This window comes from Ruegeria sp. AH12 (assembly GCF_056541465.1).
In genome coordinates this window covers 71,743-96,266 of record NZ_JBQFYL010000007.1, presented here as the reverse complement: position 1 = coordinate 96,266, position 24,524 = coordinate 71,743, and the positions used below count along the sequence as shown (strand labels likewise).

The 24,524-nt window shown below is 58.4% G+C and carries 25 protein-coding genes; 15 read left to right on the top strand and 10 right to left on the bottom strand.

Annotation, left to right across the window (positions count from 1 at the left end; genetic code table 11):
* The first annotated feature begins 26 nt into the window (after positions 1-26).
* Genes ACR0EL_RS12730 through ACR0EL_RS12715 form a run of 4 tightly spaced genes read left to right on the top strand, consistent with a single transcriptional unit; the run spans position 27 to position 4,868 of the window.
* On the top strand, positions 27-974 hold the full coding sequence (locus ACR0EL_RS12730; RefSeq protein ID WP_480500261.1) for an ABC transporter permease: 948 nt from the start codon (positions 27-29) through the stop codon (positions 972-974).
* Positions 971-1,786, top strand: coding sequence for an ABC transporter permease (locus ACR0EL_RS12725; protein WP_480500260.1), 816 nt, complete (start codon positions 971-973; stop codon positions 1,784-1,786). Before ACR0EL_RS12730 ends, ACR0EL_RS12725 begins: the two co-directional genes overlap by 4 nt.
* Positions 1,783-3,381, top strand: coding sequence for an ABC transporter ATP-binding protein (locus ACR0EL_RS12720; protein WP_480500259.1), 1,599 nt, complete (start codon positions 1,783-1,785; stop codon positions 3,379-3,381). Before ACR0EL_RS12725 ends, ACR0EL_RS12720 begins: the two co-directional genes overlap by 4 nt.
* Before the next feature lie 35 nt (positions 3,382-3,416).
* Positions 3,417-4,868 (top strand): aldehyde dehydrogenase family protein, encoded by a 1,452-nt coding sequence (locus tag ACR0EL_RS12715; protein ID WP_480500258.1) that lies wholly within the window; start codon positions 3,417-3,419, stop codon positions 4,866-4,868.
* On the opposite strand, the gene pncB is transcribed toward ACR0EL_RS12715, so the two are convergent.
* On the bottom strand, positions 4,865-6,157 hold the full coding sequence (gene pncB / locus ACR0EL_RS12710; RefSeq protein WP_480500257.1) for a nicotinate phosphoribosyltransferase: 1,293 nt from the start codon (positions 6,155-6,157) through the stop codon (positions 4,865-4,867). The two genes, ACR0EL_RS12715 and pncB, sit on opposite strands and share 4 nt — an antisense overlap.
* 192 nt (positions 6,158-6,349) lie before the next feature.
* Between pncB and ACR0EL_RS12705 the strand changes: the two genes are divergently transcribed.
* On the top strand, positions 6,350-6,853 hold the full coding sequence (locus tag ACR0EL_RS12705) for a hypothetical protein (protein ID WP_480500256.1): 504 nt from the start codon (positions 6,350-6,352) through the stop codon (positions 6,851-6,853).
* Here the strand turns inward: ACR0EL_RS12705 and pncA are convergent.
* Complete coding sequence (gene pncA, locus ACR0EL_RS12700) at positions 6,850-7,443, bottom strand: bifunctional nicotinamidase/pyrazinamidase (protein WP_480500255.1); 594 nt, start codon at positions 7,441-7,443, stop codon at positions 6,850-6,852. The genes ACR0EL_RS12705 and pncA overlap by 4 nt on opposite strands.
* A 96-nt stretch (positions 7,444-7,539) precedes the next feature.
* Between pncA and trhO the strand changes: the two genes are divergently transcribed.
* Both trhO and ACR0EL_RS12690 read left to right on the top strand, forming a co-directional pair.
* The gene (trhO, locus tag ACR0EL_RS12695) at positions 7,540-8,445 is read left to right on the top strand and encodes an oxygen-dependent tRNA uridine(34) hydroxylase TrhO (protein WP_480500254.1); all 906 of its coding nucleotides are present in this window, start codon (positions 7,540-7,542) and stop codon (positions 8,443-8,445) included.
* 65 nt (positions 8,446-8,510) lie between these two features.
* Entirely contained in the window at positions 8,511-9,023 is a 513-nt protein-coding gene (locus ACR0EL_RS12690; protein WP_480500253.1) for a potassium channel family protein, read from the top strand.
* Between the two features lie 3 nt (positions 9,024-9,026).
* Here ACR0EL_RS12690 and ACR0EL_RS12685 read toward each other — a convergent pair whose 3' ends face one another.
* Positions 9,027-9,356, bottom strand: a complete 330-nt coding sequence (locus ACR0EL_RS12685; protein ID WP_480500252.1) for a hypothetical protein — start codon at positions 9,354-9,356, stop codon at positions 9,027-9,029.
* A gap of 332 nt (positions 9,357-9,688) precedes the next feature.
* Between ACR0EL_RS12685 and ACR0EL_RS12680 the strand changes: the two genes are divergently transcribed.
* On the top strand, positions 9,689-12,130 hold the full coding sequence (locus tag ACR0EL_RS12680) for a GcvT family protein (protein WP_480500251.1): 2,442 nt from the start codon (positions 9,689-9,691) through the stop codon (positions 12,128-12,130).
* On the top strand, positions 12,127-13,479 hold the full coding sequence (locus ACR0EL_RS12675) for an MmgE/PrpD family protein (protein ID WP_480500250.1): 1,353 nt from the start codon (positions 12,127-12,129) through the stop codon (positions 13,477-13,479). Before ACR0EL_RS12680 ends, ACR0EL_RS12675 begins: the two co-directional genes overlap by 4 nt.
* Positions 13,480-13,532: 53 nt before the next feature.
* Here the strand turns inward: ACR0EL_RS12675 and ACR0EL_RS12670 are convergent, their stop codons facing one another.
* Genes ACR0EL_RS12670 through ACR0EL_RS12650 form a run of 5 tightly spaced genes read right to left on the bottom strand, consistent with a single transcriptional unit; the run spans position 13,533 to position 18,160 of the window.
* Positions 13,533-15,668: a hypothetical protein gene (locus ACR0EL_RS12670; RefSeq protein ID WP_480500249.1), complete on the bottom strand. Its 2,136-nt coding sequence runs from the start codon at positions 15,666-15,668 to the stop codon at positions 13,533-13,535.
* Complete coding sequence (motA, locus tag ACR0EL_RS12665) at positions 15,665-16,534, bottom strand: flagellar motor stator protein MotA (protein WP_480500248.1); 870 nt, start codon at positions 16,532-16,534, stop codon at positions 15,665-15,667. The genes ACR0EL_RS12670 and motA overlap by 4 nt, the downstream gene beginning before the upstream one ends.
* A gap of 46 nt (positions 16,535-16,580) precedes the next feature.
* Positions 16,581-17,165, bottom strand: a complete 585-nt coding sequence (locus ACR0EL_RS12660) for a MotE family protein (RefSeq protein ID WP_480500247.1) — start codon at positions 17,163-17,165, stop codon at positions 16,581-16,583.
* Positions 17,165-17,653 (bottom strand): hypothetical protein, encoded by a 489-nt coding sequence (locus tag ACR0EL_RS12655; protein WP_480500246.1) that lies wholly within the window; start codon positions 17,651-17,653, stop codon positions 17,165-17,167. The genes ACR0EL_RS12660 and ACR0EL_RS12655 overlap by 1 nt, the downstream gene beginning before the upstream one ends.
* A gap of 9 nt (positions 17,654-17,662) precedes the next feature.
* On the bottom strand, positions 17,663-18,160 hold the full coding sequence (locus ACR0EL_RS12650; RefSeq protein WP_480500245.1) for a flagellar basal body-associated FliL family protein: 498 nt from the start codon (positions 18,158-18,160) through the stop codon (positions 17,663-17,665).
* A 119-nt stretch (positions 18,161-18,279) separates the two neighbouring features.
* Here ACR0EL_RS12650 and fliF point away from each other — a divergent pair, with 119 nt between their 5' ends.
* From fliF to fliP, 4 genes are read left to right on the top strand one after another with little or no spacing between them, the layout of a single operon-like run.
* On the top strand, positions 18,280-19,866 hold the full coding sequence (gene fliF, locus ACR0EL_RS12645; protein WP_480500244.1) for a flagellar basal-body MS-ring/collar protein FliF: 1,587 nt from the start codon (positions 18,280-18,282) through the stop codon (positions 19,864-19,866).
* Positions 19,866-20,462: a FliH/SctL family protein gene (locus ACR0EL_RS12640; protein ID WP_480500243.1), complete on the top strand. Its 597-nt coding sequence runs from the start codon at positions 19,866-19,868 to the stop codon at positions 20,460-20,462. The genes fliF and ACR0EL_RS12640 overlap by 1 nt, the downstream gene beginning before the upstream one ends.
* Entirely contained in the window at positions 20,455-20,742 is a 288-nt protein-coding gene (locus ACR0EL_RS12635) for a FliM/FliN family flagellar motor C-terminal domain-containing protein (protein WP_353008733.1), read from the top strand. The genes ACR0EL_RS12640 and ACR0EL_RS12635 overlap by 8 nt, the downstream gene beginning before the upstream one ends.
* Entirely contained in the window at positions 20,742-21,473 is a 732-nt protein-coding gene (fliP, locus tag ACR0EL_RS12630; RefSeq protein ID WP_480500242.1) for a flagellar type III secretion system pore protein FliP, read from the top strand. The genes ACR0EL_RS12635 and fliP overlap by 1 nt, the downstream gene beginning before the upstream one ends.
* 93 nt (positions 21,474-21,566) lie before the next feature.
* On the opposite strand, the gene ACR0EL_RS12625 is transcribed toward fliP, so the two are convergent.
* A complete protein-coding gene (locus ACR0EL_RS12625; protein ID WP_480500241.1) occupies positions 21,567-22,175 on the bottom strand; it encodes an MlaC/ttg2D family ABC transporter substrate-binding protein in 609 nt (202 codons plus the stop codon).
* Positions 22,165-22,980, bottom strand: a complete 816-nt coding sequence (locus ACR0EL_RS12620; protein ID WP_480500240.1) for an MlaA family lipoprotein — start codon at positions 22,978-22,980, stop codon at positions 22,165-22,167. Before ACR0EL_RS12620 ends, ACR0EL_RS12625 begins: the two co-directional genes overlap by 11 nt.
* A gap of 290 nt (positions 22,981-23,270) precedes the next feature.
* Here ACR0EL_RS12620 and ACR0EL_RS12615 point away from each other — a divergent pair, with 290 nt between their 5' ends.
* Positions 23,271-23,726: a RidA family protein gene (locus ACR0EL_RS12615; RefSeq protein WP_170533863.1), complete on the top strand. Its 456-nt coding sequence runs from the start codon at positions 23,271-23,273 to the stop codon at positions 23,724-23,726.
* A complete protein-coding gene (locus tag ACR0EL_RS12610) occupies positions 23,723-24,490 on the top strand; it encodes a glycerophosphodiester phosphodiesterase family protein (protein ID WP_353008739.1) in 768 nt (255 codons plus the stop codon). Before ACR0EL_RS12615 ends, ACR0EL_RS12610 begins: the two co-directional genes overlap by 4 nt.
* Positions 24,491-24,524 lie beyond the last annotated feature (34 nt).

The following is a 24,524-nucleotide window of genomic DNA, read 5'->3' as shown; positions in this document are numbered from 1 at the left end:
CAGGGCGCGCACTTAACCTGCCCCCAATGCTACGTTATGCGCTCAAACGATTGCTCTCACTTGTGATCAGCGTCGCCATTGCCTCGGTCGTCATCTTTGCGGTGATCGAGGTCGCGCCGGGTGATCCGGCCTCGTTCATGTTGGGGGTCAACGCGCAGCCCGACACATTGGCCGCATTGCGGGCCGAGTTGGGCTTGGACGTGTCCAAGACCCAGCGGTATTTCAACTGGGTTGGCGGGATGTTGGTGGGGGATTTCGGAACCTCGTACACGTATCGCACACCTGTTTCGCAGATGATCGCGGATCGGCTGTGGGTGTCTTTGCCACTGGCGCTTTATGCACTGACCTTGTCGACCCTGATCGCCTTTCCCGCAGGCATCTATGCCGCTGCGCGCCGTGGTAAACCGGGTGATCTGACGGTGATGGGAGCAACACAGCTAGGCATCGCGGTGCCGAATTTCTGGTTTGCTATGATGCTGGTCCTGATCTTTGCCATTGACCTGCGCTGGTTCAATGCCGGAGGGTTTGCTGGCTGGGACAACGGATTCTGGACCGGGCTGCATTCCCTGACCCTGCCCGCGATTGCCCTGGCCTTGCCACAAGCGGCCATTCTGGCGCGGGTGATGCGATCCTCGCTTTTGGACATACTGGGCGAAGATTTCATGCGCACCGCCCGTGCCAAAGGGCTGTCCCGTCGTCAGGCGCTGTGGCGACACGGGGTGCGAAACGCGCTGATCCCGGTGCTGACGATCATCGGGCTGCAGTTTTCGTTCCTTTTGGCCGGATCAATCATTATCGAGCAGGTGTTCTACCTGCCCGGCCTCGGGCGGCTGGTATTTCAGGCGATCTCGGCCCGCGATCTGATCGTGGTGGAATCGGTGGTCATGCTGCTGGTCTTCGCCGTCATCACCGTGAATTTTCTGGTCGATCTGGCTTATGCCGCCGTTGATCCAAGGTTAAGGAGCCGGACATGAGCCGCAACCTGATCCTAGGCGCGGTTCTGTCGTCTCTGGTTCTGCTGGCGGCGTTGGTATCTTTTGTCTGGACGCCGTATGATTTTGCGGCGCTCAACATCCCTGAAAAACTACAATCGCCCAGCGCTCAGCATTGGTTCGGTACCGACCACTTCGGGCGCGACATGTTTTCGATGATCATGGTCGGTGCGCGGACATCCATTGCCGTGGCGCTGGTCGCCGTGGGGATTGGCATGGCGCTGGGCGTGCCGCTGGGTCTGACAGCGGCCGCACGCAAGGGATCGTGGCTGGACGAAGTCATCATGCGCGGCAATGACCTGGTCTTTGCCTTCCCCTCTCTGGTCATCGCCATCCTGATCACAGCCGTGTTCGGTGCCGGCGCGATCAACGCGATCATCGCCATCGGTATCTTCAACATTCCCGTCTTCGCCCGCATCACCCGCGGCGCGGCCCTGTCCCTGTGGGAGCGAGAGTTCATCCTAGCCGCCCGCGTGTCGGGCAAGGGAGCTGCGCGGATCTCAGCTGAACATATCCTGCCCAATGTCGCCAACCTGCTGATCGTGCAGGGCACCATTCAGTTCAGCCTGGGCATTCTGGCCGAGGCTGGGCTGTCCTATGTGGGTCTGGGGGCTCAACCGCCCACGCCCAGTTGGGGTCGGATGCTGGCCGACGCGCAGACAATGGTCAGTTTCGCCCCGCATTTGGCTCTGATTCCAGGGCTGGCGATCATCGTGACGGTATTGGGGTTGAACCTGCTGGGCGATGGCCTGCGCGACTGGCTGGACCCGCGTATCAGGGTGGCGCGGGCATGAGTTTGTTGCGGATCGAAAACCTATCGCTTGGTATTCACGGGGTCGAGATTCTGAAACAGGTCAGTTTGTCGATTGCACCGGGGCAGATCGTTTCTGTGACCGGGGAAAGCGGCTCGGGCAAATCGATGACTGCGCTGGCCGTGATGCAGTTGTTGCCAAATGGGGCGGAAAGTGATGGCTCGATCCTGCTGGACGGGCAAGAGATTCTGAACCGGCCCGAGGCAGAGATGTGCACATTGCGCGGTGCTTCGATCGGGATGGTGTTTCAAGAGCCGATGACGGCGCTTAACCCGGTCAAAACCATCGGCGATCAGGTGATGGAGACCATCTTGATCCACAAGGCGATGCCTCCTGGGCAGGCGCGGGAGCGGGCGGAAGAGGTATTGGCCCGAGTTGGGCTGCCATCGGATCGCTTCCCTCTGTCCCGCTATCCGCATGAGTTGTCCGGTGGTCAGCGCCAGCGTGTGGTCATTGCAATGGCGATTGCCTTGCGCCCTAAACTGCTGATCGCGGATGAGCCGACAACGGCGCTGGATGTGACCACACAGGCGCAGATTCTGGACCTTCTCAAAGGGTTGGTGACCGAATATGGCATGGGCCTTTTGATGATTACTCATGATCTGGCTGTTGTCGCCGATATGGCGGATCAGATCGTCGTGATGCGCCATGGCGAAGTCGTCGAAAGTGGCGCGACAGACCACCTGCTACGCAACATGCAGCACCCCTATACGCGGATGCTGTTCGAGGCATCGAACCATCAGGTGACACTGCCCGACGCCCCGCAGCCGGACCCGTTGCTGGAGGTCGCGCAGGTGATCCGCGACTATCGCCTGCCCCGCAAAGGCCTGTTCGACGCGCCGGGCCATACCCGCGCTGTGGATGACGTCAGCTTCACCCTCAACCGGGGGGAGCGTCTGGGTCTGGTCGGGGAGTCAGGATGCGGAAAATCGACCCTAACACGGGCTATTTTGGGGTTGGAAGAGGTTCAATCCGGTGACATCCGGTTGGAAGGTCAGCCGGTGTTCTCGGGCCATAAACCCAACCCCGCCGTGCGGCGCAAGATGCAGGTGGTGTTTCAGGATCCCTATGGCAGTTTCAATCCGCGTCACCGGGTTGCGCGCCTGATTACCGAACCATTTCATTTACTCGAAACACCTCCGACTGGAGGTGAGCGGCAGGACCGCATTGCTGAAATGTTGATCGCCGTGGGGCTGCGCCCAGAGGATGCGGACAAGTACATCCATGAATTCTCGGGCGGTCAAAGGCAGCGCATTGCAATTGCCCGAGCGCTGATCAACCGCCCGGAACTGATCCTGTTTGACGAGGCGGTCTCGGCCCTCGACGTCTCGGTCCGGGCGCAGATTCTGGATCTGCTGGCTGAACTATGTGACGCCTATGATCTGACTTATCTGTTCATCAGCCACGATCTGAGCGTCGTGCGCACGATCACAGACAAGGTGATGGTCATGCAGGCCGGGAAGATCGTTGAACAGGGCGAGACCGAGCAGGTCTTCACAAATCCGCGCCACCCATACACGCAAAAGCTGATTTCAGCTGCGCCGCAGTTGCCGGAGATCGGGGTGGGTGCTGCGTGATTTTCCCTGTGTTAGAGCCGAAATAGGAGTTACATATGACCAATGCGATATGGTTTGATCCCAGCCTCTGTTTGATCGGGGGGGCGTGGCAATCGCCGGTCACCGGTCAATTGTTGCCCTTGGTCAACCCGTCCGATGGATCGGAAATCTGCCAGATCGCGCGCGGTGAAGCATCGGATATCGACGCTGCTGTCACGGCAGCCCGCGTTGCACTAGATGGCGAATGGGGCCGAATGCCTGCATTCGAGCGTGGGCGCATTCTAAGCCGTTTAGGTCGGTTGGTTCTGGACCGTGTCGAGGATCTGGCCGTTTTGGAGGCGAAGGACGTTGGCAAACCGTTGACGCAGGCGCGGGCGGATGCCGTGGCCCTGGCGCGGTATTGTGAGTTCTACGGTGGCGCGGCGGACAAGGTGATGGGTGAGACGATCCCGTATCTCGACGGCTACACTGTCTATACATTGCGCGAGCCACATGGCGTGACGGGCCATATCGTGCCGTGGAACTACCCGATGCAGATCATTGGCCGCTCAGTCGGTGCAGCGCTGGCCATGGGCAATGCCTGCGTGCTGAAACCGGCGGAAGAGGCGTGCCTGACCGCGCTGGCCTTTGCCCATCTGGCGACCGAGGCCGGGTTACCGGCTGGCGCCTTGAATGTTGTGCCCGGTTTGGGTGCCGAGGCCGGGGCCGCGCTATCCGGGCATCCGGAGGTCGATCACATCTCGTTCACCGGGTCCGTCGCGACTGGGGCTTTGGTGCAGCAAGCAGCGGGGCGCAATGTAGTACCTGTGACGTTGGAACTGGGCGGAAAATCACCGCAATTGGTGTTTGATGACGCTGATTTGGATGCGGCTCTGCCGTTTCTGATAAATGCGGGCATTCAGAATGCCGGGCAAACCTGCTCGGCCTCATCCCGCATTCTGGTGCAGCGCGGGGTTTATGATCAGGTCAAGGCGCGGATGGCTGAGGCTTATGGCCAGTTGACTGTTGGGCCAGCAATGGACGACCTGCGGGTGGGTCCGTTGATCTCGGATCGGCAGAAATCCATCGTCTCGGGATTTCTAGCGAAGGGAGAGGATCTGACGATGGCCGCGCGGGGGCAGATCACTCCCGATGCACCTGAGACCGGAGCCTATGTCCAACCGACTCTATTCGCTGACGTGCCCGCTGATCACGTTCTGGCGCAGGATGAGATTTTCGGCCCGGTTCAGGTTTTGATCCCGTTTGAGACCGAAGAACAGGCTCTAACTATAGCAAATAGTACCGATTATGGCCTTGTCGCCAGCATCTGGACCCGCGATGGCGGGCGGCAGATGCGGTTGGCGAAACGCCTGCGCTCGGGCCAGGTGTTCATCAACAACTACGGTGCGGGCGGCGGCGTGGAGCTTCCGTTTGGAGGGGTTGGAAAATCCGGACACGGCCGCGAAAAAGGGTTCGAAGCGCTGTACGGCTTTTCACAACTCAAGACGGTGGCGGCGTTTCACGGCTAGACGATCACTTCGATGGCCTTCTGGGCACCGACGCCGAATACCCGTTTGTATCGGTCGATCTGATCGTCGGGACCCATCGCCTTCTCCGGGTTGTCCGACAGTTTGACTGTTGGCCGCCCATTGGCCGACACCGCCTTGCAGACCAGCGAGAACGGCGCCAGCGCCTCGTCCGGCACGAGCCCGCGGAAATCATTGGTCAACAAGGTGCCCCACCCAAATGAGATGTTGGTGCGCCCGACAAACTGCGCGTGCAGTTCCTTGATTCTGTCGACGTCCAGCCCGTCGGAAAAGATGATCCGTTTCTGCGTCGGGTCTTCTCCACGGGATTTCCACCACTCAATGGCCACTTCGGCCCCTTCAGCAGGGTCGCCACTGTCGATACGAATCCCAGTCCAGCCTGCCAGCCAATCGGGCGCGCGGTCCAGAAAGCCCTTGGTGCCATAGGTGTCGGGCAGAATGATGCGCAGATTGCCGTCATGTTCTTCATGCCAGTCGCTGAGAACATCGTAGGGGGCCTGAGCCAGCGCCTCATCCGTATCGGCCAGAGCGGAATAGACCATGGGCAGTTCGTGGGCGTTGGTGCCGATGGCCTCAACCTCGCGCCGCATGGCGATCAGGCAGTTCGAGGTGCCGGTAAAAGCCGGGCCCAACCCTTCGATCATCGCCTGAACACACCAGTCTTGCCAGAGGAACGAGTGCCGCCGACGGGTTCCGAAATCCGCGATTCCAAGGCCTTGAATGGCGCTGAGCTGTTCAATCTTCTCCCACACCCGGGTCATGGCGCGGGCATAAAGAACCTGCAATTCGAACCGTCGCATGTGGTTCAGGACGGCGCGGGATCGCAGTTCCATCAACACGGCCAGCGCGGGGATTTCCCACAACATGACCTCATGCCATTTACCCTCAAAAGTCAGCTCGTACTGATCGCCTTTGCGCTCCAGATGGTAGGGCGGCAGGCGCATATTCTCGAACCACTCCATGAAGTCCGAACGGAACATCTGCCGTTTGCCGTAGAACATGTTGCCCCGCAGCCAGGTGCTTTCGCCCCGGCTGAGGCTGAGCGAGCGGATGTGATCCAGCTGTTCGCGCAGCTCGCCTTCGTCGATCAGGCGCGCCAATGGCACGTGATTCGAGCGGTTTATCAGCGAAAACTCGACAGTGGTTTGAGGCTTGTTTCGAAACACTGACTGGCACATCAGCAGTTTGTAGAAATCCGTGTCGATCAAAGACCGCACAATCGGATCGATCTTCCATTTGTGATTGTAAACACGGGTCGCAATATCGACCATGGGGAACTCCTGCGATTTCCGTTGTTAGATCAATCGGCACGGCGAATGGCAAGAGTCGCTGATTTGGTGACAATGCCCGCTTGACGCCACAAAGCGGGCTTATTGTGTGATCTGATCACCGATTAGTGAGGGTGCGGGATGGAACGCTAAGGCTGTTTAAGGTGTATGAGTCTTCGATACGATTTTGATATTTTGAGAGAAGCAACAGACGATCAAACACTCGAAACACCGGGCGAGGCCAAGCATGTGGTCCGAACGGTGGCGCTGTTTCGGGATGTCAAAACGTCGGATGCCTTGCGCGGGGCGTCGCCCAAGATTCGCAAGATATTTCAGGATGCGGGCTTTGAGTTGGCCGCGCATGACAGCGGTATTGCGCCCGATGTTTATCCTCCTGCAGATCAGGTCGACCGTGACCAGATATTGCAAGTGTTGTTTGCCAATATCAAAAGCCAGGGCGTTCAGGGTGAATACAGCGGCGAATTTGACCTTTTGGCGTTCATGGCACATGTGAAACGCGCACGGCCGGTACAGGGCATCGTTCAACCTATCCTAACTGCCCCCATGCCCGAGCCGATGCCGGTAGGCCGAACCAAACGGCGAGCGTTGCCGGGCCGTATCGGCTTTGCCCTGGGGCTGGCCGTCATTCTGTTCGTGTTGTTCAAGTTCCTCGAGGCGACCGGGGCAGCAACGCCTTAGGCCAAAACCACGCCTGCGGTCCGCATCGCCTGCTCAGCCGCTGCCATCGACCCGTCCATATCGATCCCGCGACAGGCATCCAGCCGAACGATCACATCCAGGCCCAGCTGCGCGGCATCTACGGCAGAGTAATGAACGCAGAAATCCGTAGCCAATCCGACGAGGGTGACCTTCGACAATCCACGTGTGTCAAGATAGCCTTTCAGCCCGGTTGGCGTCTCACGGTCGTTTTCGAAAAAGGCAGAATAGCTGTCGATTGCGCTGCGAAATCCTTTGCGGATGATCAGATCGGCATCGGTGCGCAAACCGGGGTGAAACGCGGCGCCCTCCGTGCCCTGAACGCAGTGATCAGGCCACAGGACCTGCGGGCCATAGGGCATATCGATCATCTCAAACGGGGCTTTTCCCGGGTGCGAGCTGGCAAAGCTGGAATGACCTGCAGGATGCCAATCTTGCGTCAGGATCACCGCGTCGAAATCATCCATCATGGCATTGATCGGGGCCACGACCTCGTGCCCGCCCGCAACGGCCAGCGCACCCCCGGGGCAGAAATCATTCTGGACGTCGATTACGATCAGGGCATGGGTCATCTGGGGGCTCCTTTGATGCGTTATCGGTAGGCGGGCGGGGGCTGGCCGTCAATGCGGTCTCTTGCGACTCCGCGCCTGCGGGTTTAGACCGCGCGCATGTATACGATCGCTGCTCTCTATCACTTCACCCGCTTTCTGGATCACGCCGCCCTGCGGGATCCGTTGCTGGACCTGTGCCGCGCCCAATCGGTCAAGGGCACACTGCTGCTGGCGCAGGAAGGGATCAACGGCACTATCGCGGGTCCTCGTGCTGGGATTGATGCGGTGCTGGCGCATATCAAGTCGCTGCCCGGATGTGCTGATCTTGAGTGGAAAGAGGCAACCGCAGACCATCCACCATTCGGCAAGATGAAGGTGCGGCTGAAGAAAGAGATTGTTACCATGGGCCAGCCGGATGTGGACCCTCGCGCCCGGGTCGGCAACTATGTTGAGCCGGAGGAATGGAACGATCTCATCCGCTCGGACGATGTGGTGGTGATCGACACGCGCAACGACTATGAGGTGGCGATCGGTACGTTTGAGGGCGCAATAGACCCTGAAACCGCCAGTTTCCGCGATTTCCCGGCCTGGTGGGAGGAAAACAAGGACCGCTTCCACAACAAGCGCGTGGCCATGTTTTGCACCGGCGGCATTCGCTGCGAGAAATCCACTAACTATCTGCTGGGGCAGGGGGTTGAAGATGTCTATCATCTGAAAGGTGGCATCTTGCGCTATCTCGAAGAGATGCCTGCCGAGGACAGCACCTGGCAGGGCGAGTGCTTTGTGTTCGACAACCGTGTTTCTGTCGGTCACGGGCTGGTCGAGGGGCCGCACCGTCTGTGCCATGCCTGCCGCCGCCCGATTCTGCCCGAAGATATGAAACGCCCAGAATACGAGCATGGCGTGGCCTGTCACCGCTGTGTCGGTGAGACCTCCGAGGCGGACAAGGCCCGTTTTCGTGAGAGGCAAAAGCAAATCCTGCTGGCGCGCAAACGCGGGTTCGAGCACCTGGGTTCGAACTAAATTCAGCTTGCGGGTCCGCCCCTTACGACAGATGATCTGGGGCACACCAGCGGGACGGAGCCCTAATGCATCGTGAACCCAAAACTCTGGAAGAGTGGAAATCGACCCTGTTGGCCGCATTGGGTTTGGTGATTGCCAGTTTTTTGGCGTGGTATGGCCTGTCGCGTCTGAGTGATGCGACGGCTGGCGATACAATCGGCTCTTTCGCCTCAGTGGGTCTGTTGATCTGGATCGCCTCGCAATCGTGGTACTATGTGACCCAAGTGAAATCCCCCCGTCGGCTGTTGCTGCTTATGGGCGTGTCCTTCATTCAGGTCGTGCCGTTCCTGTTTGCCGCCGTCTATGGTGCCTTTGGCTACAACGACAACTGCGTGATCGGCGCGCAGGGGCCTGCGGACATCCTGTATTTCTCGTATGTCACCTTCACCACTGTCGGTTATGGCGATATGTCCCCAGTCGGACTGTGCCGCGCACTTGCTGCGGCCGAGGCGGTCACGGGCTACATCCTGCTGAGCATGTTTGTGGCGGCTGCGGTTGCGATCTATGCGCGCAATCATAGCCCAAATAGCCAAGATTAGAGCCTACTTGTTCTGATCGATCCAGCGCGACATCATCCGTTTGTCACGGAAACACTCGGATGGGATCGGACGGCGTTTGCTGCGCGAGATACGCTCGGCAAAGGCGACCTGCTTGCCAGTTGGGTAATTGTCGAATTGCGAGGTCACGCGGGGCTTGTGCGCTGAAATCCAATCCGACAGCATCTTGCGGTCTCGCTGCACATCCACGGGGATTTCCAGCGCAGATTGTTCTGCAATCGCACGGGCATACCGCATCTGACGGTCTGTCACCGGAAGTAGGTGATAATCGTTGCTTGGCTCACCCAGAGCCGAATTTCGGATGTGCTGGGCCATCGGTTTGTCCTCTGACTATGTAGAACATAAATAGAACATTAACCAAATATTTCAAGTATTCTGTGGGGTTTGGTGTGTTGTTCGGCGCTTTTCCTCCAACTCAACCCTGTATGACAGGCCCGCATCCTAGTGGCTCACAGGGTTACTCCACTTAATCTTGAAGCTTTGAAAATATCATAAAGGATTCAATTGGGTTGAGTTAAACTCATGTTAAGAAAGCCCTGTTCCCGACATTTCGCGTCGGGAACAGAACATATGCCTATTCCAACCTATGGCTGACTCTTGTTGAAACCTGCCGTGCAGGCAGCGCCCGATTTTTTAGGAGAGATCTCATGAAAACCCACGCACAGGCCGTCGTTATCGGAGGTGGCCTAGTCGGTTGTTCAATCCTTTATCACCTGGCCAAGCTTGGCTGGACAGATGTTGTTCTGCTGGAGCGGGATGAGCTGACATCCGGCTCGACCTGGCATGCGGCGGCCAATATCCACGGGCTGCATGACAATAACAACGTCACGCGCATCCAGCATTATACGATGAACCTGTATAAAGAGCTGGAGAAGGAAACCGGCCAGGGTTGCGGCGTATTTCAACCCGGTTCGCTGTACCTGGCTCAAACCGAAGACCGGGAACATCAGTTGCGCTTGCAAGAGGCTAAGGCGCGGTTCTACGGTCTGAACTTCTACGAGATCAGCAGGGAACAGGCGAAAGAACTGCATCCGTTGGCGCAGTTCGATGATATCCGCTGCATCATGTACGAACCCGATGGCGGCAACGTCGATCCGTCCGGTGTGACCATGGCTTATGCCGCTGGGGCGCGTGCCATGGGAGCCACGATTGAGCGGTTTTGCCCTGTAATAGGGACGGAACAGCAGCCAGATGGTTCCTGGATCGTGCGGACCGGAAAGGGTGACATCCACGCGCAATGGGTGGTCAATGCCGGGGGTCTCTGGGGGCGTGAGGTTGCGGCGCTGGCCGGGATCGAATTGCCGCTGCAACCGACCGAGCATCAGTATTTCGTGACCGAGGCCATCGACGAAGTGGCCAATATGGGCCGCCGTCTGCCCTCAATCGCCGACCGGGATGGGGAATACTACTTCCGTCAGGAGGGCAATGGCCTGCTGATCGGTGCCTATGAAAAAGACATGCGGTTCTGGGCCGAAAACGGCACGCCGTTGGATTTCGCCCATGATCTGTTCCCCGACGATCTGGACCGGATCATGGAGAACGTGATCCGCGCCACCGAACGCGTGCCGGTCGCCGCCACCGCGGGCGTCAAACGTGTCATCAACGGCCCAATGATCTGGTCGCCGGATTCCAACGCGATCTGGGGGCCGGTCCCCGAGCTACAGAACTACTTCTGCTGCACAGGCATCATCCCCGGTTTCTCGCAGTCCGGTGGGCTGGGCCTGTTGGCGGCGCAGTGGATGATCGAGGGCGAGCCGCAATACGACATGTTCGCCTGGGATCTGGCCCGCTTTGGCGATTGGGCCGACAAGAAATTCACCAAGTCGCGGGTCGAGGATCAGTATTCACACCGTTTCGCCATACACTTCCCAAACGAGGAACGCAGCGCTGGCCGTCCCGTCCGCGTGCGCCCGGCTTATGAGATGCAAAAGGCGATGGGGTGTGTTTTTGGCCTGAACTGCGGCTGGGAACACCCGCTTTGGTTTGCCGATCAGCCTGGAACGGTTGAAACCAACGGATTTTCCCGCCAGAACTGGTGGGAACCGGTCGGGCGCGAGGTACAGATGCTGCGGGACGCGGTCGGCGTGATCGATATCTCGAACTTCGCCAACTACGTGGTCAAGGGCCCCGGTGCCTATGACTGGCTTGATCGGCTGGTCGCAAACCGCATCCCGACCGAGATTGGGCGATCTTGCTTGACGCCTCTGATCTCGGTCCGCGGCGGCGTGGCTGGGGATTTCACGATCACCAAGGTTGCCGACGACGAATACATGATGATCGGCTCGGGCATGGCCGAGCGCTATCACCAGCGTTTCTTCAACATGGTCGATCTGCCCGAAGGGACCAAGCTGGAAGTCGCGACCGACCGGATCGCCGGATTCAACGTGGCTGGTCCGAAATCTCGCGATGTCCTGCAACGCCTGACCAACGCGGACCTGTCGAACGAGGCGTTCCGCTTCATGCGCTCGCAGACCATCGAAGTTGCAGGCGTTACCTGTTTGGCCATTCGCGTCAGCTTTACCGGCGATCTGGGTTGGGAGCTGCATTGCGCCGAATCTGACCAGATCAGGCTCTATACAGCGCTTTTAGAGGCCGCCAAGGACCATGGCGGTGGTCCGGTCGGCGGACGCGCGCTGGGGTCGCTGCGGATCGAAAAGGGTTATGGTTCCTGGGGGCGCGAGTATTCTCAGGAATACTGGCCGCAAGAGGTTGGTCTTGCGGGTCTGATCAAGCTGGACAAAGACTTCCTGCACAAAGACGCCTATCTGTCCATCAAGGACAATGCCGCGCGCGAGGTTCTGTCGATCTTCGAGGTTGACGCTGCAGATGCCGATGCCAGCGGGGGTGAGCCGATCTTTGCCCCGGATGGTACGCCGGTGGGCCGTGTGACCTCGGGCGCGTATGGTTATTCGGTCGGGAAATCGTTGGCCATCGGCTATGCGGACCCGAAAGTGGCCAAGCCCGGCGATACGGTTGAGGTTTTCATCCTCGGCAAACCGCACAAAGCGAAGATCCTATCAGAGCCCCCGTTTGACCCGGCAGGCCACCGACTGCGCGATGTACAACCGGTGATGGAGGGCGCGGCGTGACCAATAGCTTCGCCTTTGTTGCCGATTTTGCGCTGACCCGGGCGGCTGCAGACATGCCGACCAGCGCGCAGGAGGCTGCGGCGCTGATGATGCTGGACACGATGGGCATTCTGATCGCGGCGGGACCGATGGAGGCGGGCGTGATCGCGCGCGACACTGCAGCACTGCTGTATGCCAGCTCTGATCCAGCGTTCAGCGCCCGCATGATGTTTGATGGCCGCGCGGTCAGTCTGGCAGGTGCGGCTTATGCGGCCGCGACGCAGACCGATAATCTGGACGGCCATGACGGCTATAACCCGACCAAGGGCCATATTGGCGTGGTCGTTTTGCCCACACTGGCGGCTTTGGCCGAACATCGACCCGATCTGTCAGGGCCCGAGGCTTTGGCAGCGGTGATCACCGGCTATGAAATTGCCGGTCGGGCCGGGATATCGCTGCATGACAGCGTCACGGACTATCACACGTCGGGCGCGTGGAATGCATTGGGCGTTGCGGCCATGGCTGCGCGCCTGCGGGGGCAAAGTGCCGAACAACTGCGGCAGGCCATGGGCATCGCCGAATACCACGGGCCCCGCAGTCAGATGATGCGCGAGATCGCAAACCCAACCATGCTGCATGACGGGTCAGGCTGGGGGGCATTGGTTGGTCTGTCCGCCGCCGTGCTGGCCGAGCGTGGGTTTACCGGAGCCCCGGCCATCACGATTGAATCCGACGAAGCAGCATCACATTGGTCGGATCTGGGGACCTTCTGGCAGGTCGAGCATCAATATGTGAAACCCTATCCCATCTGCCGATGGGCCCATGCGGCCATCGATGCAACGCGGGCGGTGATGATCGAACACGATTTGGGCGCCAACCAAATTGCGACCCTAAAGGTGAACAGCTTTCATCAGGCGGCCTGTCTGTATTCGGGTATCCCTCAGACGACATCTCAAGCGCAGTATTCTTTGCCCTTTGCGGTGGCCGTTTATGCACTTCATGGTCGGATCGGGGTTGAGCATATCTCGGGGCCCGGCCTTTGTGATCCAGAGGTAGCAGCGTTCATGTCCCGTATTCAGGTTGCAGAAGTTGAGCGGCACACCGCGCGTTTCCCTAAGGGGCGTTGGGCCGATGTTGAGATTGCCACGATGGATGGGCGCCTTCTTCATTCGGGTGATATCCATGCCCGAGGCGGCCCCGAAGCGCCGTTTTCGCGATCAGACGTAATTGCGAAATACATGGAATTCGCTAAGCCTGTGGTAGGCGCGGATCGCGCCGAGGCCATCCGCAACGCGATATTGGGCTGGACCGATCCGCATTCGCGCTATTTGGATTTGGCTGCGCTTCTGTATAAACCACCGGCGCCATAGTCTATTTCCAAAGCTCATAGAATTAAGACCGCAAATGACGTCGCTGGGTTGGTCTATTCCGTTTCAACGATCTCAAGCAAAGCAGCGATTCTTGCGCGTGCCTGAGCACTTTCATCCAGCAGGTTCACAGCATCTGCCAAGGGTTTGTCCTCGATGCGGTCAGGTGGGTCCGCCAATGCCTGGGTCGTCGCATTTAACTCAGCGAACTTTCCGTTCGAATCCACATCGGCCCGGTCCGACAAATTTGCCAACCAGTAGTATCTGTTTGCGGCCTGCACATCTCCGGCCTCCTGCAACAAAGCTGCGGCGTTGGCAAAATCGCGGCTCGCGATCATCGCTTTGATCCGCAGAGCATTGGCGGCATCTGATGGATCATCGGCCAACTCCAGCACCGCCTGATAGGGGCGACCAACCTGCAACGCTGCCTGCGCCCGTAGCAGCGCCCGTTGCGCGCGCCTCGCGCGATCTTGGCCGCGGTTGGCCAGTGCCGCCGCCTGAGTGCCGAACCCCAGCTTTGTCAATCGCGTGGACAGGGCGATGGCTGTGTCGGTCGACACCGCATCCTTCTGTGGCTGTGACAGAGTCAGGCTCTGCCGCAAAAATGTTAAGTCATCGGCGCGTTCTGCAAGCAATTGCAGATGTCGGTCCAGCACGGCGGGTTCCTCTGCGCTATCCGGCAATGTTTCGATCAGCTCAAAGGCCTGTTCGAATTCCTGCATAAGACCTAGTGCAACCACATGTGTTCGGGCCATCATTGGCGCCATTTCGGTTTGGCGATATTCGATCGCATAGGCGGCGGCGAGATCCAGTTCCTGTAGAGAAACAGCCCCTCGATCGTTCCATCGTTTTTCAACCAACCGCGCCAAGGCCAGCGGCGCCTCGGTCGAGGCTTCGGGTGCCTTGATCACTTCGGACAAGTGGCTTTCTTCTGATGGGCCATCCCCTTCGGCATAAGCCACCTCGGCCTTGGCGTTGGAGAGTGAAGGAGTTGTCTCCGGTTCAACACGCTCTACCGACCGCAAAACCCGCCGCGCGGCTTCAAGCTGTTCTGCTTCAACCAGAATAGAGGATAGCCGGGGCCCCAGGCTGCGGCGCAGATGGCCGGGCAAGCGGACAAAGCTTTGCTCGATTGCCTCAACGCGCGCATCGGTTGTCAGTTCCCGTTCGGCAAGCGTAGCCCAAAGCGCGGCATCGCTGTCGCATCGCTGCAGGCCGTGAAATGGGCTGCGCTGGGGAAACAGTTGATCGTCAACGATGTTTGCAATTGCAGCAACCCGTTGAGCCTCATCACTTTGCAAGCCTGAAAGGTCGAGTATTTGAAGGGATTCCGCGCCAAAACCGTAATAGGCATAAAGCTTGGACAAAGCCAAAGCGCGATCTGCGTCCAGCCTGTCGAACTCCTGAAACAGCCCTACGCGCAGCTGTGCGACCTGATCCTGGAAAGGCCGATCATCTGCCCAGGTTTCAAATCCAAGCTCAACGCTTGTGTAACAGGCCGGTTTGGCCTCGATCTGCGGGAATTCGGAACCCAGCAGGGCGTTGAGTTCATCCAATGCGGTCGAAAGCTCTACATTCGAGTTCAAACCTCCCGTCAAAGGCAGTGCCTGCAGCTCGGGCCGTCGCCTTGCTCCGATGGTAGCAAGATTCAGATCCAGTACATCCCGATCCGTCCCTTGCAACAGACGCGTCGATAGCTGGTCTTTGAAACTCTGCCCGCCAAGAGGCAGCGAAGGCAACTCTATGGCTTCTGGCGAGTTAGGGTGGGACGAAGGGTCCGGCTCCGGCACCGATCGGGGTGGTGGGATATTGGCCAGCAGAGGCGGCAGTATCGCGCCGGGCGCAATATCCAGAACGATCATCGAGTCGCGATAGAGGAATGCAGAAGCAACGCAGTCGCAGCCAAAATCCAGTTCCAGACCATCGCCCGGCTGTTTCTGCGACAAAGAGGCGAGACGGTTTGTTGTCAGCCGACTGAACACACCTCCGGTCTTATAGGTCACATTGTCCAAATCGACCATCAACCGCGCGCCACCTTTGCGGTGTTTCACAACCCAATCCGTGTTTGGCGGAACAGTGAACACGAGGCGCGTGTATCCGTCATGCTCGCCCGAACGGATCGGCACCTCTTGCGATGACGCAAGGGTCGCCAAAGCAATCAGCGCAAATATCGAGGCGGCGAGCCGGGTCATGCAGCCGCCTGCTTGAGCTCTTTCAAAGCATCTTCCAACTCGGTGAAATCGGGGCGATTATGTGTCGGCGTGTTCTGCCGCCCTACCTCGATACACATGGCTGCGTTGTGGTTGTGAAGATTGGCGACAAGCACCTCTTTTATCAGTTGGTAGAAATGGTTGTCCTCTTCGACCACGTTTTTCAACTTGCCTGCAAACGGCCCCACCAGACCATAAGCTAGGAAGACGCCCAGAAATGTCCCAACCAGCGCGCCGCCGATCAGCTTACCCAGCACTTCGGGAGGTTGATCAATCGAGCCCATGGTCTTGATAACCCCCAAAACAGCAGCAACGATGCCCAAGGCCGGAAGGCCATCTGCCACGGTTTGCAACGCGTGGCTCGAATGCATGGCGTGATGAAAATTCGCCTCCATCCGTTTTTCCAGCACCTCTTCCACCTGATGCGGGTCGTCATAGTTCATGGCGGCAGAGCGCATTGTGTCGCAGATCAGGTCCACCGCCTCCTTGTCGGCTTGAATCTTGGGGTATGTAGAAAACAGGCTCGAGCTTTCGGGGTCTTCGATGTGCTGTTCCACCTCAACCGGGTTGGCACGCGCGATACGGATGAGCGAGAACAAAAGGCAAAGCAGATCGCGGTAATCCTCGGGCTTCCATTTCGGCCCTTTAAAGACTTTGCCCATGTCTTTGATCGTGTGTTTGATACCACCGGCATCGTTGCTGATCAGAAAGGCCCCGACGGCGGCACCGCCGATCATCATCATTTCGTAGGGCAGCGATTTCAGGATGATCGTCATCTTGCCCCCTGCTGCAAGATAGCCGCCGAACACCATCACGAAAATGACGACAATTCCAACAATTCCAATCATTTGCGATCTCCAGACATGTTCAAGGCAGAGGTGCTGTCCATGGGGTCTATTCCTGCGGTGCGGTCGCATTGCGACCCGCCATCACGACGCTGATGGTATAGGCTGCTTCCGGGCTGAGACCGGCCAGTATGCTAGCCGCAGCCTCTGGCGGCATGCGCGACAGAAAGCCGGACGCAAAGGTTGGGTCCATCGTCTCAAACAACGCGGCTGCGTCTTTCGGTTTCATGTTCTGATAAACATCTGTCAGCTGGGTAAGGTCCGTTTCGGCGGCTTTGTCTGCCACAGCCAGTGTCGCACGCAGTGACTCTTCGGCCTCTTGCAAAGTGGCGAGGCGCGTGTCGATAGCCTCATTGGCAATTTCCAGCGCCTTTTTCTGCTCCATAATCTTGTCTTCGCGCCGTTTTACGCGTTCTTCACGGCGCAGTAGTTCGGCCAGAAGAATTTCAATATCACGCGTCTCAGTCGTTTCGGATTTCTTTCCGGCCTGTTCGGCGTTGGTGGACTTTGCCAGCGCTGGCCCGGCTTCCAACCCGACACGAATAATCGCTGATCCGATCATCAACAGCGAGATGACCGTCAACACCCCCGCGCGCGGGCGATTTTGCCCTTTATCCGCATTGTTGGCGCGCATCAGGTGGCCTCATTCATATTTCGGCCATGTCGGAAAAACATTAGCCCCTCGGGCGCCTTGGCTGGGGCCTCGTCCGGTTTGTCTTCGGGCTGCTCGTCAGACGGTTCTGCGACGGCTTCAGCGGTATCGTCCTCCGCTTCAGACTGCTGCTCGGACCCAACCGGCGGTTCCGCAATGTCGGCCTCGGGCTTGGTATCCTCCGCAGGAATCACATCGTGCATTGATGCCATCATCAGCTCTAGACGTTGCGCCACGCTTTCGGCACGCACGGTCAACCCCTTCAGCGACTCGCCTGACTGATCCGAAGCTGCGCGGGCATTATCGAGGGATCTCTTCAACTCATCTGCCTGCGAGGACAGCACCGCAACAGCGCCACCTACGCCCTTTTCAAGATCGGTAAACCGTCTGAGCCTGCGCGACAGAACAAAACAATAAAGCCCTGCGCCCAGCGCACCCGCGACCAGCAAAATATCCGCAATAAGCTCCAATTTCGCCTCCTAATTCAGTACAAATTCCATGACCAGAACATCGCGTACCCGACCTTCTCCGGTGACAATTTCGATGCGCCGCAGCAGATGCCCTCTGATCCGGGTCAAAGCCATCGGATCCTCCAGATCGGAAACTTCGACTGCACGTAGATAGCCGTTCAGCACATCCATGATTCGTGGCTGCATTTTTTCCACATCAGCGATGTACGGAGCGTTAACTTCGAGCTGTGCGTGAAATTTCAAATGACGCGCCTGACTTTCGGTCAAAGAGATGACCACGGGCGGAAGATTTACGAAGCCGACATCCGCAAGCGGTTCGACCTTGGTGTCGCCCTTGTCACCTTCGGCATATGTCTCCTCGGATTTTACACCGAAAGGTAAAAGGCCTGATGTGGTCAGGAAATATCCACCCCCCGCGCCAGCGACGGCTAGAATCAACCCGATCATCAGACCCTTTTTCCCCTTTTTCTCAGGCGCTTCTGCCTCTTCTGCCGTTGCGTCTGTCATGACGTCCTCATCCATCCGTTGTGAATCCGTCATAACCCGCCAGGGACTAACCGATTGTTAAGGGCAATGGTCCAAACAGGGAACGCGCCGGGCAGAATGTCGGCGAGTCGGAGGTGAGCGTGCAGCAGATCGGAACTGTCTGGGCAAGTTTGGACAGGCGAAAGCAAATCATCGTTGCCGGTGCAGTTGCGCTGGTGTTTCTGGGAATATTGGGCATGTCGCGGCTGGCATCCGCGCCGTCGATGACCTTGCTTTATGCAGGGCTGGAAAGCGGGGCAGCGGGTGATATCGTCCGCTCGCTGGATCAGCGTGGCGTTCCGTATGAGATTCGCGGCGGGTCCATCTATGTACCGGGCGGGCAGCGGGATGAGCTGCGGATGACCCTGGCCAGCGAAGGCCTGCCTGCAAATGGCAATCGCGGGTACGAATTGCTTGATTCGCTGAGCGGATTTGGCACCACCTCTCAGATGTTTGATGCCGCCTATTGGCGCGCCAAAGAGGGTGAGCTTGCGCGCACGATTGTCGGCAGCCCCCATGTCAGCCAAGCGCGCGTGCATATTGCGAACGGGTCGGCAAACCCGTTTCAACGCAGCGTGGCCCCAACGGCATCAGTCTATCTGGTGTCGACCGGGGCTGAGATCACTGGTGATCAGGCCAAGGCCATCCGGTTTCTTGTTTCTTCGGCCGTCAGCGGGCTCGCGCCGGAAAACGTGGCGGTGATCGATTCGAAGGGCGCGGTGATCGGAGGGCAGGAGACTGCTGTGGCTGGCGAAACAGCCGATGACAAATCGCGCCAGCTGCGTGAGCGTGTTTTGCGCCTGGTTGAGGCGCGCGTCGGCGCGGGCAACGCGGTTGTCGAGGTCAGCGTGGATACGGTGACCAAAACCGAATCGATCCGCGAACGGCGTTTTGATCCCAAAGGCCGCGTTGCCATCAGCACCGATGTTGAGGAGCGTTCGGACAGCGCCCGCAACCAATCTTCGGATGTAACGGTGGCCTCGAACTTGCCGGATGGTGATGGCGCTGGTGGGGACGAATCGAACTCGAACGCAACCCAGACACGTGAGCGGGTGAATTACGAGGTCTCAGAAACCGAGCTTGAAGTGCATACCGCGCCCGGGGCGGTTAAGCGCCTGACGGTCGCGGTGCTGGTCAATGGTACCCGGGTGGTCGATGCTGCGGGGACTGAAAGCTTTGCACCCTTGCCGCAGGCCGAGTTGGACGCGCTGCAAGAATTGGTCGCCTCAGCTGTTGGGTTCGATGATGAGCGGGGGGATGTGATCACCCTGAAATCACTGGATCTGCCGGTGGTTGAGCCGCAGGGCACACTGGTCTCGGCGTCGATGTGGCAGAACGTTCATCTGGACGCGATGTCTCTGGTTCAAATGGCGGTTCTGGCGGCGGTCTCACTGGTTTTGGCCTTGTTTGTCATTCGCCCGATCCTGATGAAACCCGCGGTCATGCCCGCCTTGCTGCCGGCGAGCGGTGACGTTGAGGCCGAGAATGCTCAGGTGCTGACGGGTGAGATTGCCCCTGATGGTGTGTCAGAGTTTGCGCCTTTGGCCGCACAAACCGACGTGCCTGCAATTGGCGTAGATCAGTCGCAGGATCCGGTGGATCGTCTGCGCGCGATGATCGGCGACAAGCAGGAGGAAACCGTCGAGATACTGCGCAGTTGGCTGGAAGAAGGTGAGGAGCGTGTCTGATGTCGATCGCCCATCTTCTTGAGGATTTCACCACGCTTGCCGGTGGCGGTCAGGTTCATTTGCTGGACGAAGACGCCTTGGAAGAACAGCGCCTTGCGGCCTTTGAACAAGGCTACGGCGCGGGGTGGGAGGACGCGACGCAGGCGCAGGAACAAAGCCGTGGGCAGATTTCGTCTGGATTGGGGAAATCACTTGAAGACATGTCGTTCACTTACACCGAAGCGGTCACTAGAATGTCCTTGTCTCTGGAACCGATGTTCGACAGCCTGACCCGGCTGGTTTTGCCCGAGATGATCGATCGTGGACTTGCTGCGCAAGTTGTCGAGCAGTTGACCGAAATGGCCCGCGCGCAGGTTGGTCAGCCCATGCACATCATGGTTCCCGAGGGCCGCGCAGCCGAGGTCGAAGCGATGTTGCCCGCAGCTATTAGCTCGCCCCCAAAAGTCATCGAAGATCCCGCGTTAGAGCCGGGACAGGCCCGCCTGCAGGTGGGTATCTCGCGTAGTGAGGTGGATTGCGGCGCCGTTCTGGCCTCGGTCGCGCGAGCCTTTGACGCATATCTATTTGAAGCCAGAGAGGCATTGGAAAATGAGTGATCCCCAGATTCAGAAACCCGAAAAAGCCAGCCCGTTCGACGCGGTCCCGATTGAGGTCACGGTCTCAGTGGGTCGTGCCCGTCCGTTAATCCGTGATTTGCTGAACATGGGCGAAAACGCTGTTTTGACCTTGGACAAACGGATCGAGGACCCGGTGGATTTGTATGTTGGCGATCAACTGGTTGCGCGCGGCCTGCTGGAAGAGATGGAAGGTGATCAGGCCGGACAACTGGCCGTGCGCCTGACCGAAATCGCAGATTTGCAGAACGGGATCGGCTGATGCGCCTTTTGATTGGACTGGCGCTTGCTGCAGCGGTGCTGACGCCGTCGCTGGCCGTCGCGCAGGACCTGAGCCTGTCGCTGGGCGAGGGAGAATCAATCTCGGCGCGAACCATCCAATTGATCCTTTTGATCACAGTCCTCAGCCTTGCACCGGGGCTGGCGATCATGATCACCTGTTTTCCCTTCTTGATCACGGTGTTATCGATCCTGCGCCAAGGGATCGGATTGCAGCAATCACCACCGAATATGCTGATTGTCAGCCTGGCCCTGTTTCTCACCTACTTCATCATGGACCCGGTCTTTACCGAAGCCTGGAGCGCCGGAATACGCCCCATGATCGACGAAACGATGGAAGTGGAACCGGCCCTGGAACGCGCCTTGCAACCGTTTCGGGCCTTCATGGCTGCGCGTCTGGATGTAGATACATTTCAAGCCATGGCGGCGCTGAGACCAGGGGGTGAAGCGATGGAGTTATCGCCCGAGGCTCCGCTGTCTGTCCTGATGCCGTCTTTCATGCTGTCCGAAATTGCGCGGGCGTTTCAGATCGGCTTTCTGATTTTCCTGCCGTTTCTGATCATTGATCTGGTAGTTGCGGCGGTACTGATGTCGATGGGTATGATGATGGTGCCCCCGGCCATCGTGTCCTTGCCTTTCAAACTGGCGTTCTTTGTAATTGCCGATGGTTGGGCCCTGATCGCCAGTGCGCTTGTGCGCAGCTACATGCCCTAGGCGGGGCTTGAAAAATGAAGGGCCAGACATCAACCAAAGCAAAAGGGCCGTGCTGCCCGTGGCAATCCGGCCCCTTGCATACGAAACTGAAACTTACGCGGTCCGGTTCAGATCTTTGATCAGTTGGTTGAGATTACCGCCACGCGCGTCCAGCATAGCCCCGATCTCGGTCCGTTCGGTCAACAACAGGTTCACGCCTTCGATGAACATGTTGTAGAACTTGTCGCGCCCGGATTTGTTCGACACCAGAAAGGTAACCTCGAAAGGGGAGGAGCCCTGCAGTTTTACCCGTGTTCTGACCTCGTAACCGGCGCGGATTTTGCGGGCGTTTCGCACATCGACTTGGCCGCCGATGAACTCTCGGAACCGACGCCCGTATTTGCGCGAGATATAGCCTTGAAAGGCGTTGGTGAACTGTTTCAGCTGTGCTGGGCTGGCCGTGCGTGCATCGGCCCCAAGGGCATAGCGTGCCATGATCGGAACATCGGCATATTGCGCGAAAATTTTCTCGAAATCGCGCAGCATGGCGTTTTCAGATTTGCCTGACGCGATCACGCGGTTGATCTCGGCCACAACACTGTTCACCAGCGCTTTGGCGCTTGCTTCGGTCTGGGCAGAGGCGGATGCAGGTAGCGCAGTCAGCGCCAATCCGGTCAGGCCGGTGAAAACAAAATGACGTCGGTTCAAAGATTTACTCGGCATAGGGGTCCTCGTAAGGGTCTAGATAGGGGTCCCTGACAGGGTCGGTTCCGATTTCAGCATAGGGATCGGAGTACAGATCCAGATAGGCATCCTCATCATCGCGCGCCAGTTCAAAGCGGCGATTTTGCAAATAGATCAGGCGGGCCTGTGCATAGCTGTCGGCGCTTTCGTACAGGATCGAGTCAACCGTATCCGAGAACCGGCCCCGGTCGCCCATGCGGCGCACGATCTCGGCATAAACGCCAAGGTTGTCGACGGGGCGCGTGGGGGTAAAGTTAATCGGGTTCGAAAATAGATTGACCACAACGCCCACCGCATCGCGGGTTGTTGAGGGGCCGTAGAACGGCAGCTCGACATAGGCGCCCTCACCAAATCCCCAGACATGCAGCGTTTCGCCGAAGTCCGTATCCACAGGCGGTAGGTTCAGCTCATCTGCGGGTGCGGACAGGCCAAACCCGCCCACTGTCATGTTCACAACAAAGCGCAACAGGGCATTGCCCATCTGTTTTGGATTGCCTTGCAGCAGATAGTCTACGGCCTGACCAGGAAGCGAGATGTTTTCAGCAAAGGTGCTGAAGCTGGTCACCATCGGATCGGGCACGATTTTGACATAGCCTTTTGAGGCCGGGCGGAACAGGAACCGGTCAACACCCAGATTGAACTTGTGGATGCCCCGGTTGGTCTTTTCGTAAGGGTCGAACACCTCACCCCGGGCGGCCTGTTCCGGGGGCTGCGTGGCGCAGGCGGACAGGATCGGCAACAGGGACAGCACAACAAGGTGTTTCAGGCGCAATCTGCTCAACACGGTCTTTGCTACTCCAAAGTAATCCGGCCCATGATTGCCAGATATTAAATCGATAATAGTGCCGCGTTGGCACAAGTCTTGGTCACATAAATGTTTCAGGTTCAAATTGAAACATCCAGCGTTTAACGCGTCTGCCTGGGCGCGGTAAAGTGACATCGCTTCAACACTGCGGAATAAGAGGAGTTATGCCCAGATAAGCGCCGCGTTCAAAAATGCCAGTTTCCTGCTTTCCCTGTCGCGCCCAAGGGGGTAGCGTCCGCCCGAGTCAAATGAGGGATGAGGATCATCGCATGAGTATCACCGCAAAACTGGAAAGCCTGGGCGTCAGCCTGCCCGACGCCCCTGCACCTGCCGCGAACTATGTGCCTTTCGTGCGCGTGGGCAATATTGTCTATATTTCAGGCCAGATTTCCAAGGCGGATGATCTGATTACCGGCAAGCTGGGCGACGACATGGATGTCGAGGCGGGCGCTGCTGCGGCGAAAGTCTGTGCCATCAACCTTCTGGCACAGGTCAAAGCGGCCTGTGGTGGCGATATCGAAAAACTGGTGCGGGTGATCAAGCTGACCGGCTTTGTGAACTCGACAGCTGATTTCACCGCGCAGCCGCAGGTGATCAATGGCGCGTCCGATTTCCTGGTTGAGGCGCTGGGTGATGCAGGGCGTCATTCCCGCTCGGCTGTCAGTGCGGCCTCATTGCCGTTGGGCGTAGCGGTTGAAATCGAAGGCATATTCGAGGTCCAATGACCCCGAAACTGCCAGCCGAATTTCTGCAGGCCCCGATCGCGCATCGGGCCTTGCATGACATCTCGGACCGCCGTCCGGAAAACAGCCGGGCGGCCATTCGTGCAGCGGTGGAAGCCGGGTACGGGATTGAGATCGATCTGCAGCTGACGTCAGACAACCGCGCCATGGTTTTTCATGACTATGATATGGCGCGTCTGACCGGACAGGCGGGTCCGATCCGACGGATCACTTCCGAGCAAGCGGTGGAAATCCCCTTGCTGCATGGCGATGATGGTATCCCAGCGCTGGATGAGGTGCTTGCGATGGTCGCCGGCAAGGTGCCTTTGCTGATCGAGCTCAAGGATCAGGATGGCGCAATGGGCACCGATATTGGCCCGCTTGAGGCTGACACCGTGCGGGCCCTGCAAAGCTACAAAGGCCCGGTGGCGTTGATGTCCTTCAACCCCAACAGCGTGGCCGAACTGGCGCGTTTGGCCCCGCATTTACCACGCGGGATCGTGACCAGCTCATATGATCCGCAGGATTGGCCTCTGACTGACAGCATCTGTGATCATCTGCGCGGTATCCCGGATTTTGACCGCGTGGGGGCCAGCTTCATCAGTCATGAGGTTCACGACCTGAACCGCCCCCGTGTTGCCGAGCTAAAGGCGCAGGGCATTCCGATTCTGTGCTGGACCGTGCGTTCGCCTGAACAAGAGGCACAGGCCCGCGCCGTTGCCGACAATGTGACCTTCGAGGGGTATTTGGCGGCCCATCCGGGTTGAACCTGACCCGCACTGTCACAGATAAAGAACAGAC

Bases quoted from the DNA above. Each gene is read 5' to 3' on its own strand.
- ACR0EL_RS12670 (WP_480500249.1), bottom strand. From the start codon at position 15,668: ATGACCCGGCTCGCCGCCTCGATATTTGCGCTGATTGCTTTGGCGACC.
- ACR0EL_RS12650 (WP_480500245.1), bottom strand. From the start codon at position 18,160: ATGACAGACGCAACGGCAGAAGAGGCAGAAGCGCCTGAGAAAAAGGGG.
- trhO (WP_480500254.1), top strand. From the start codon at position 7,540: ATGTATACGATCGCTGCTCTCTATCACTTCACCCGCTTTCTGGATCAC.
- fliP (WP_480500242.1), top strand. From the start codon at position 20,742: ATGCGCCTTTTGATTGGACTGGCGCTTGCTGCAGCGGTGCTGACGCCG.
- pncB (WP_480500257.1), bottom strand. From the start codon at position 6,157: ATGGTCGATATTGCGACCCGTGTTTACAATCACAAATGGAAGATCGAT.
- ACR0EL_RS12660 (WP_480500247.1), bottom strand. From the start codon at position 17,165: ATGCGCGCCAACAATGCGGATAAAGGGCAAAATCGCCCGCGCGCGGGG.
- ACR0EL_RS12730 (WP_480500261.1), top strand. From the start codon at position 27: ATGCTACGTTATGCGCTCAAACGATTGCTCTCACTTGTGATCAGCGTC.
- ACR0EL_RS12635 (WP_353008733.1), top strand. From the start codon at position 20,455: ATGAGTGATCCCCAGATTCAGAAACCCGAAAAAGCCAGCCCGTTCGAC.
- ACR0EL_RS12625 (WP_480500241.1), bottom strand. From the start codon at position 22,175: ATGCCGAGTAAATCTTTGAACCGACGTCATTTTGTTTTCACCGGCCTG.
- ACR0EL_RS12725 (WP_480500260.1), top strand. From the start codon at position 971: ATGAGCCGCAACCTGATCCTAGGCGCGGTTCTGTCGTCTCTGGTTCTG.
- motA (WP_480500248.1), bottom strand. From the start codon at position 16,534: ATGATTGGAATTGTTGGAATTGTCGTCATTTTCGTGATGGTGTTCGGC.
- ACR0EL_RS12680 (WP_480500251.1), top strand. From the start codon at position 9,689: ATGAAAACCCACGCACAGGCCGTCGTTATCGGAGGTGGCCTAGTCGGT.
- ACR0EL_RS12690 (WP_480500253.1), top strand. From the start codon at position 8,511: ATGCATCGTGAACCCAAAACTCTGGAAGAGTGGAAATCGACCCTGTTG.
- ACR0EL_RS12715 (WP_480500258.1), top strand. From the start codon at position 3,417: ATGACCAATGCGATATGGTTTGATCCCAGCCTCTGTTTGATCGGGGGG.
- ACR0EL_RS12615 (WP_170533863.1), top strand. From the start codon at position 23,271: ATGAGTATCACCGCAAAACTGGAAAGCCTGGGCGTCAGCCTGCCCGAC.
- ACR0EL_RS12720 (WP_480500259.1), top strand. From the start codon at position 1,783: ATGAGTTTGTTGCGGATCGAAAACCTATCGCTTGGTATTCACGGGGTC.
- ACR0EL_RS12610 (WP_353008739.1), top strand. From the start codon at position 23,723: ATGACCCCGAAACTGCCAGCCGAATTTCTGCAGGCCCCGATCGCGCAT.
- pncA (WP_480500255.1), bottom strand. From the start codon at position 7,443: ATGACCCATGCCCTGATCGTAATCGACGTCCAGAATGATTTCTGCCCC.
- ACR0EL_RS12640 (WP_480500243.1), top strand. From the start codon at position 19,866: ATGTCGATCGCCCATCTTCTTGAGGATTTCACCACGCTTGCCGGTGGC.
- ACR0EL_RS12685 (WP_480500252.1), bottom strand. From the start codon at position 9,356: ATGGCCCAGCACATCCGAAATTCGGCTCTGGGTGAGCCAAGCAACGAT.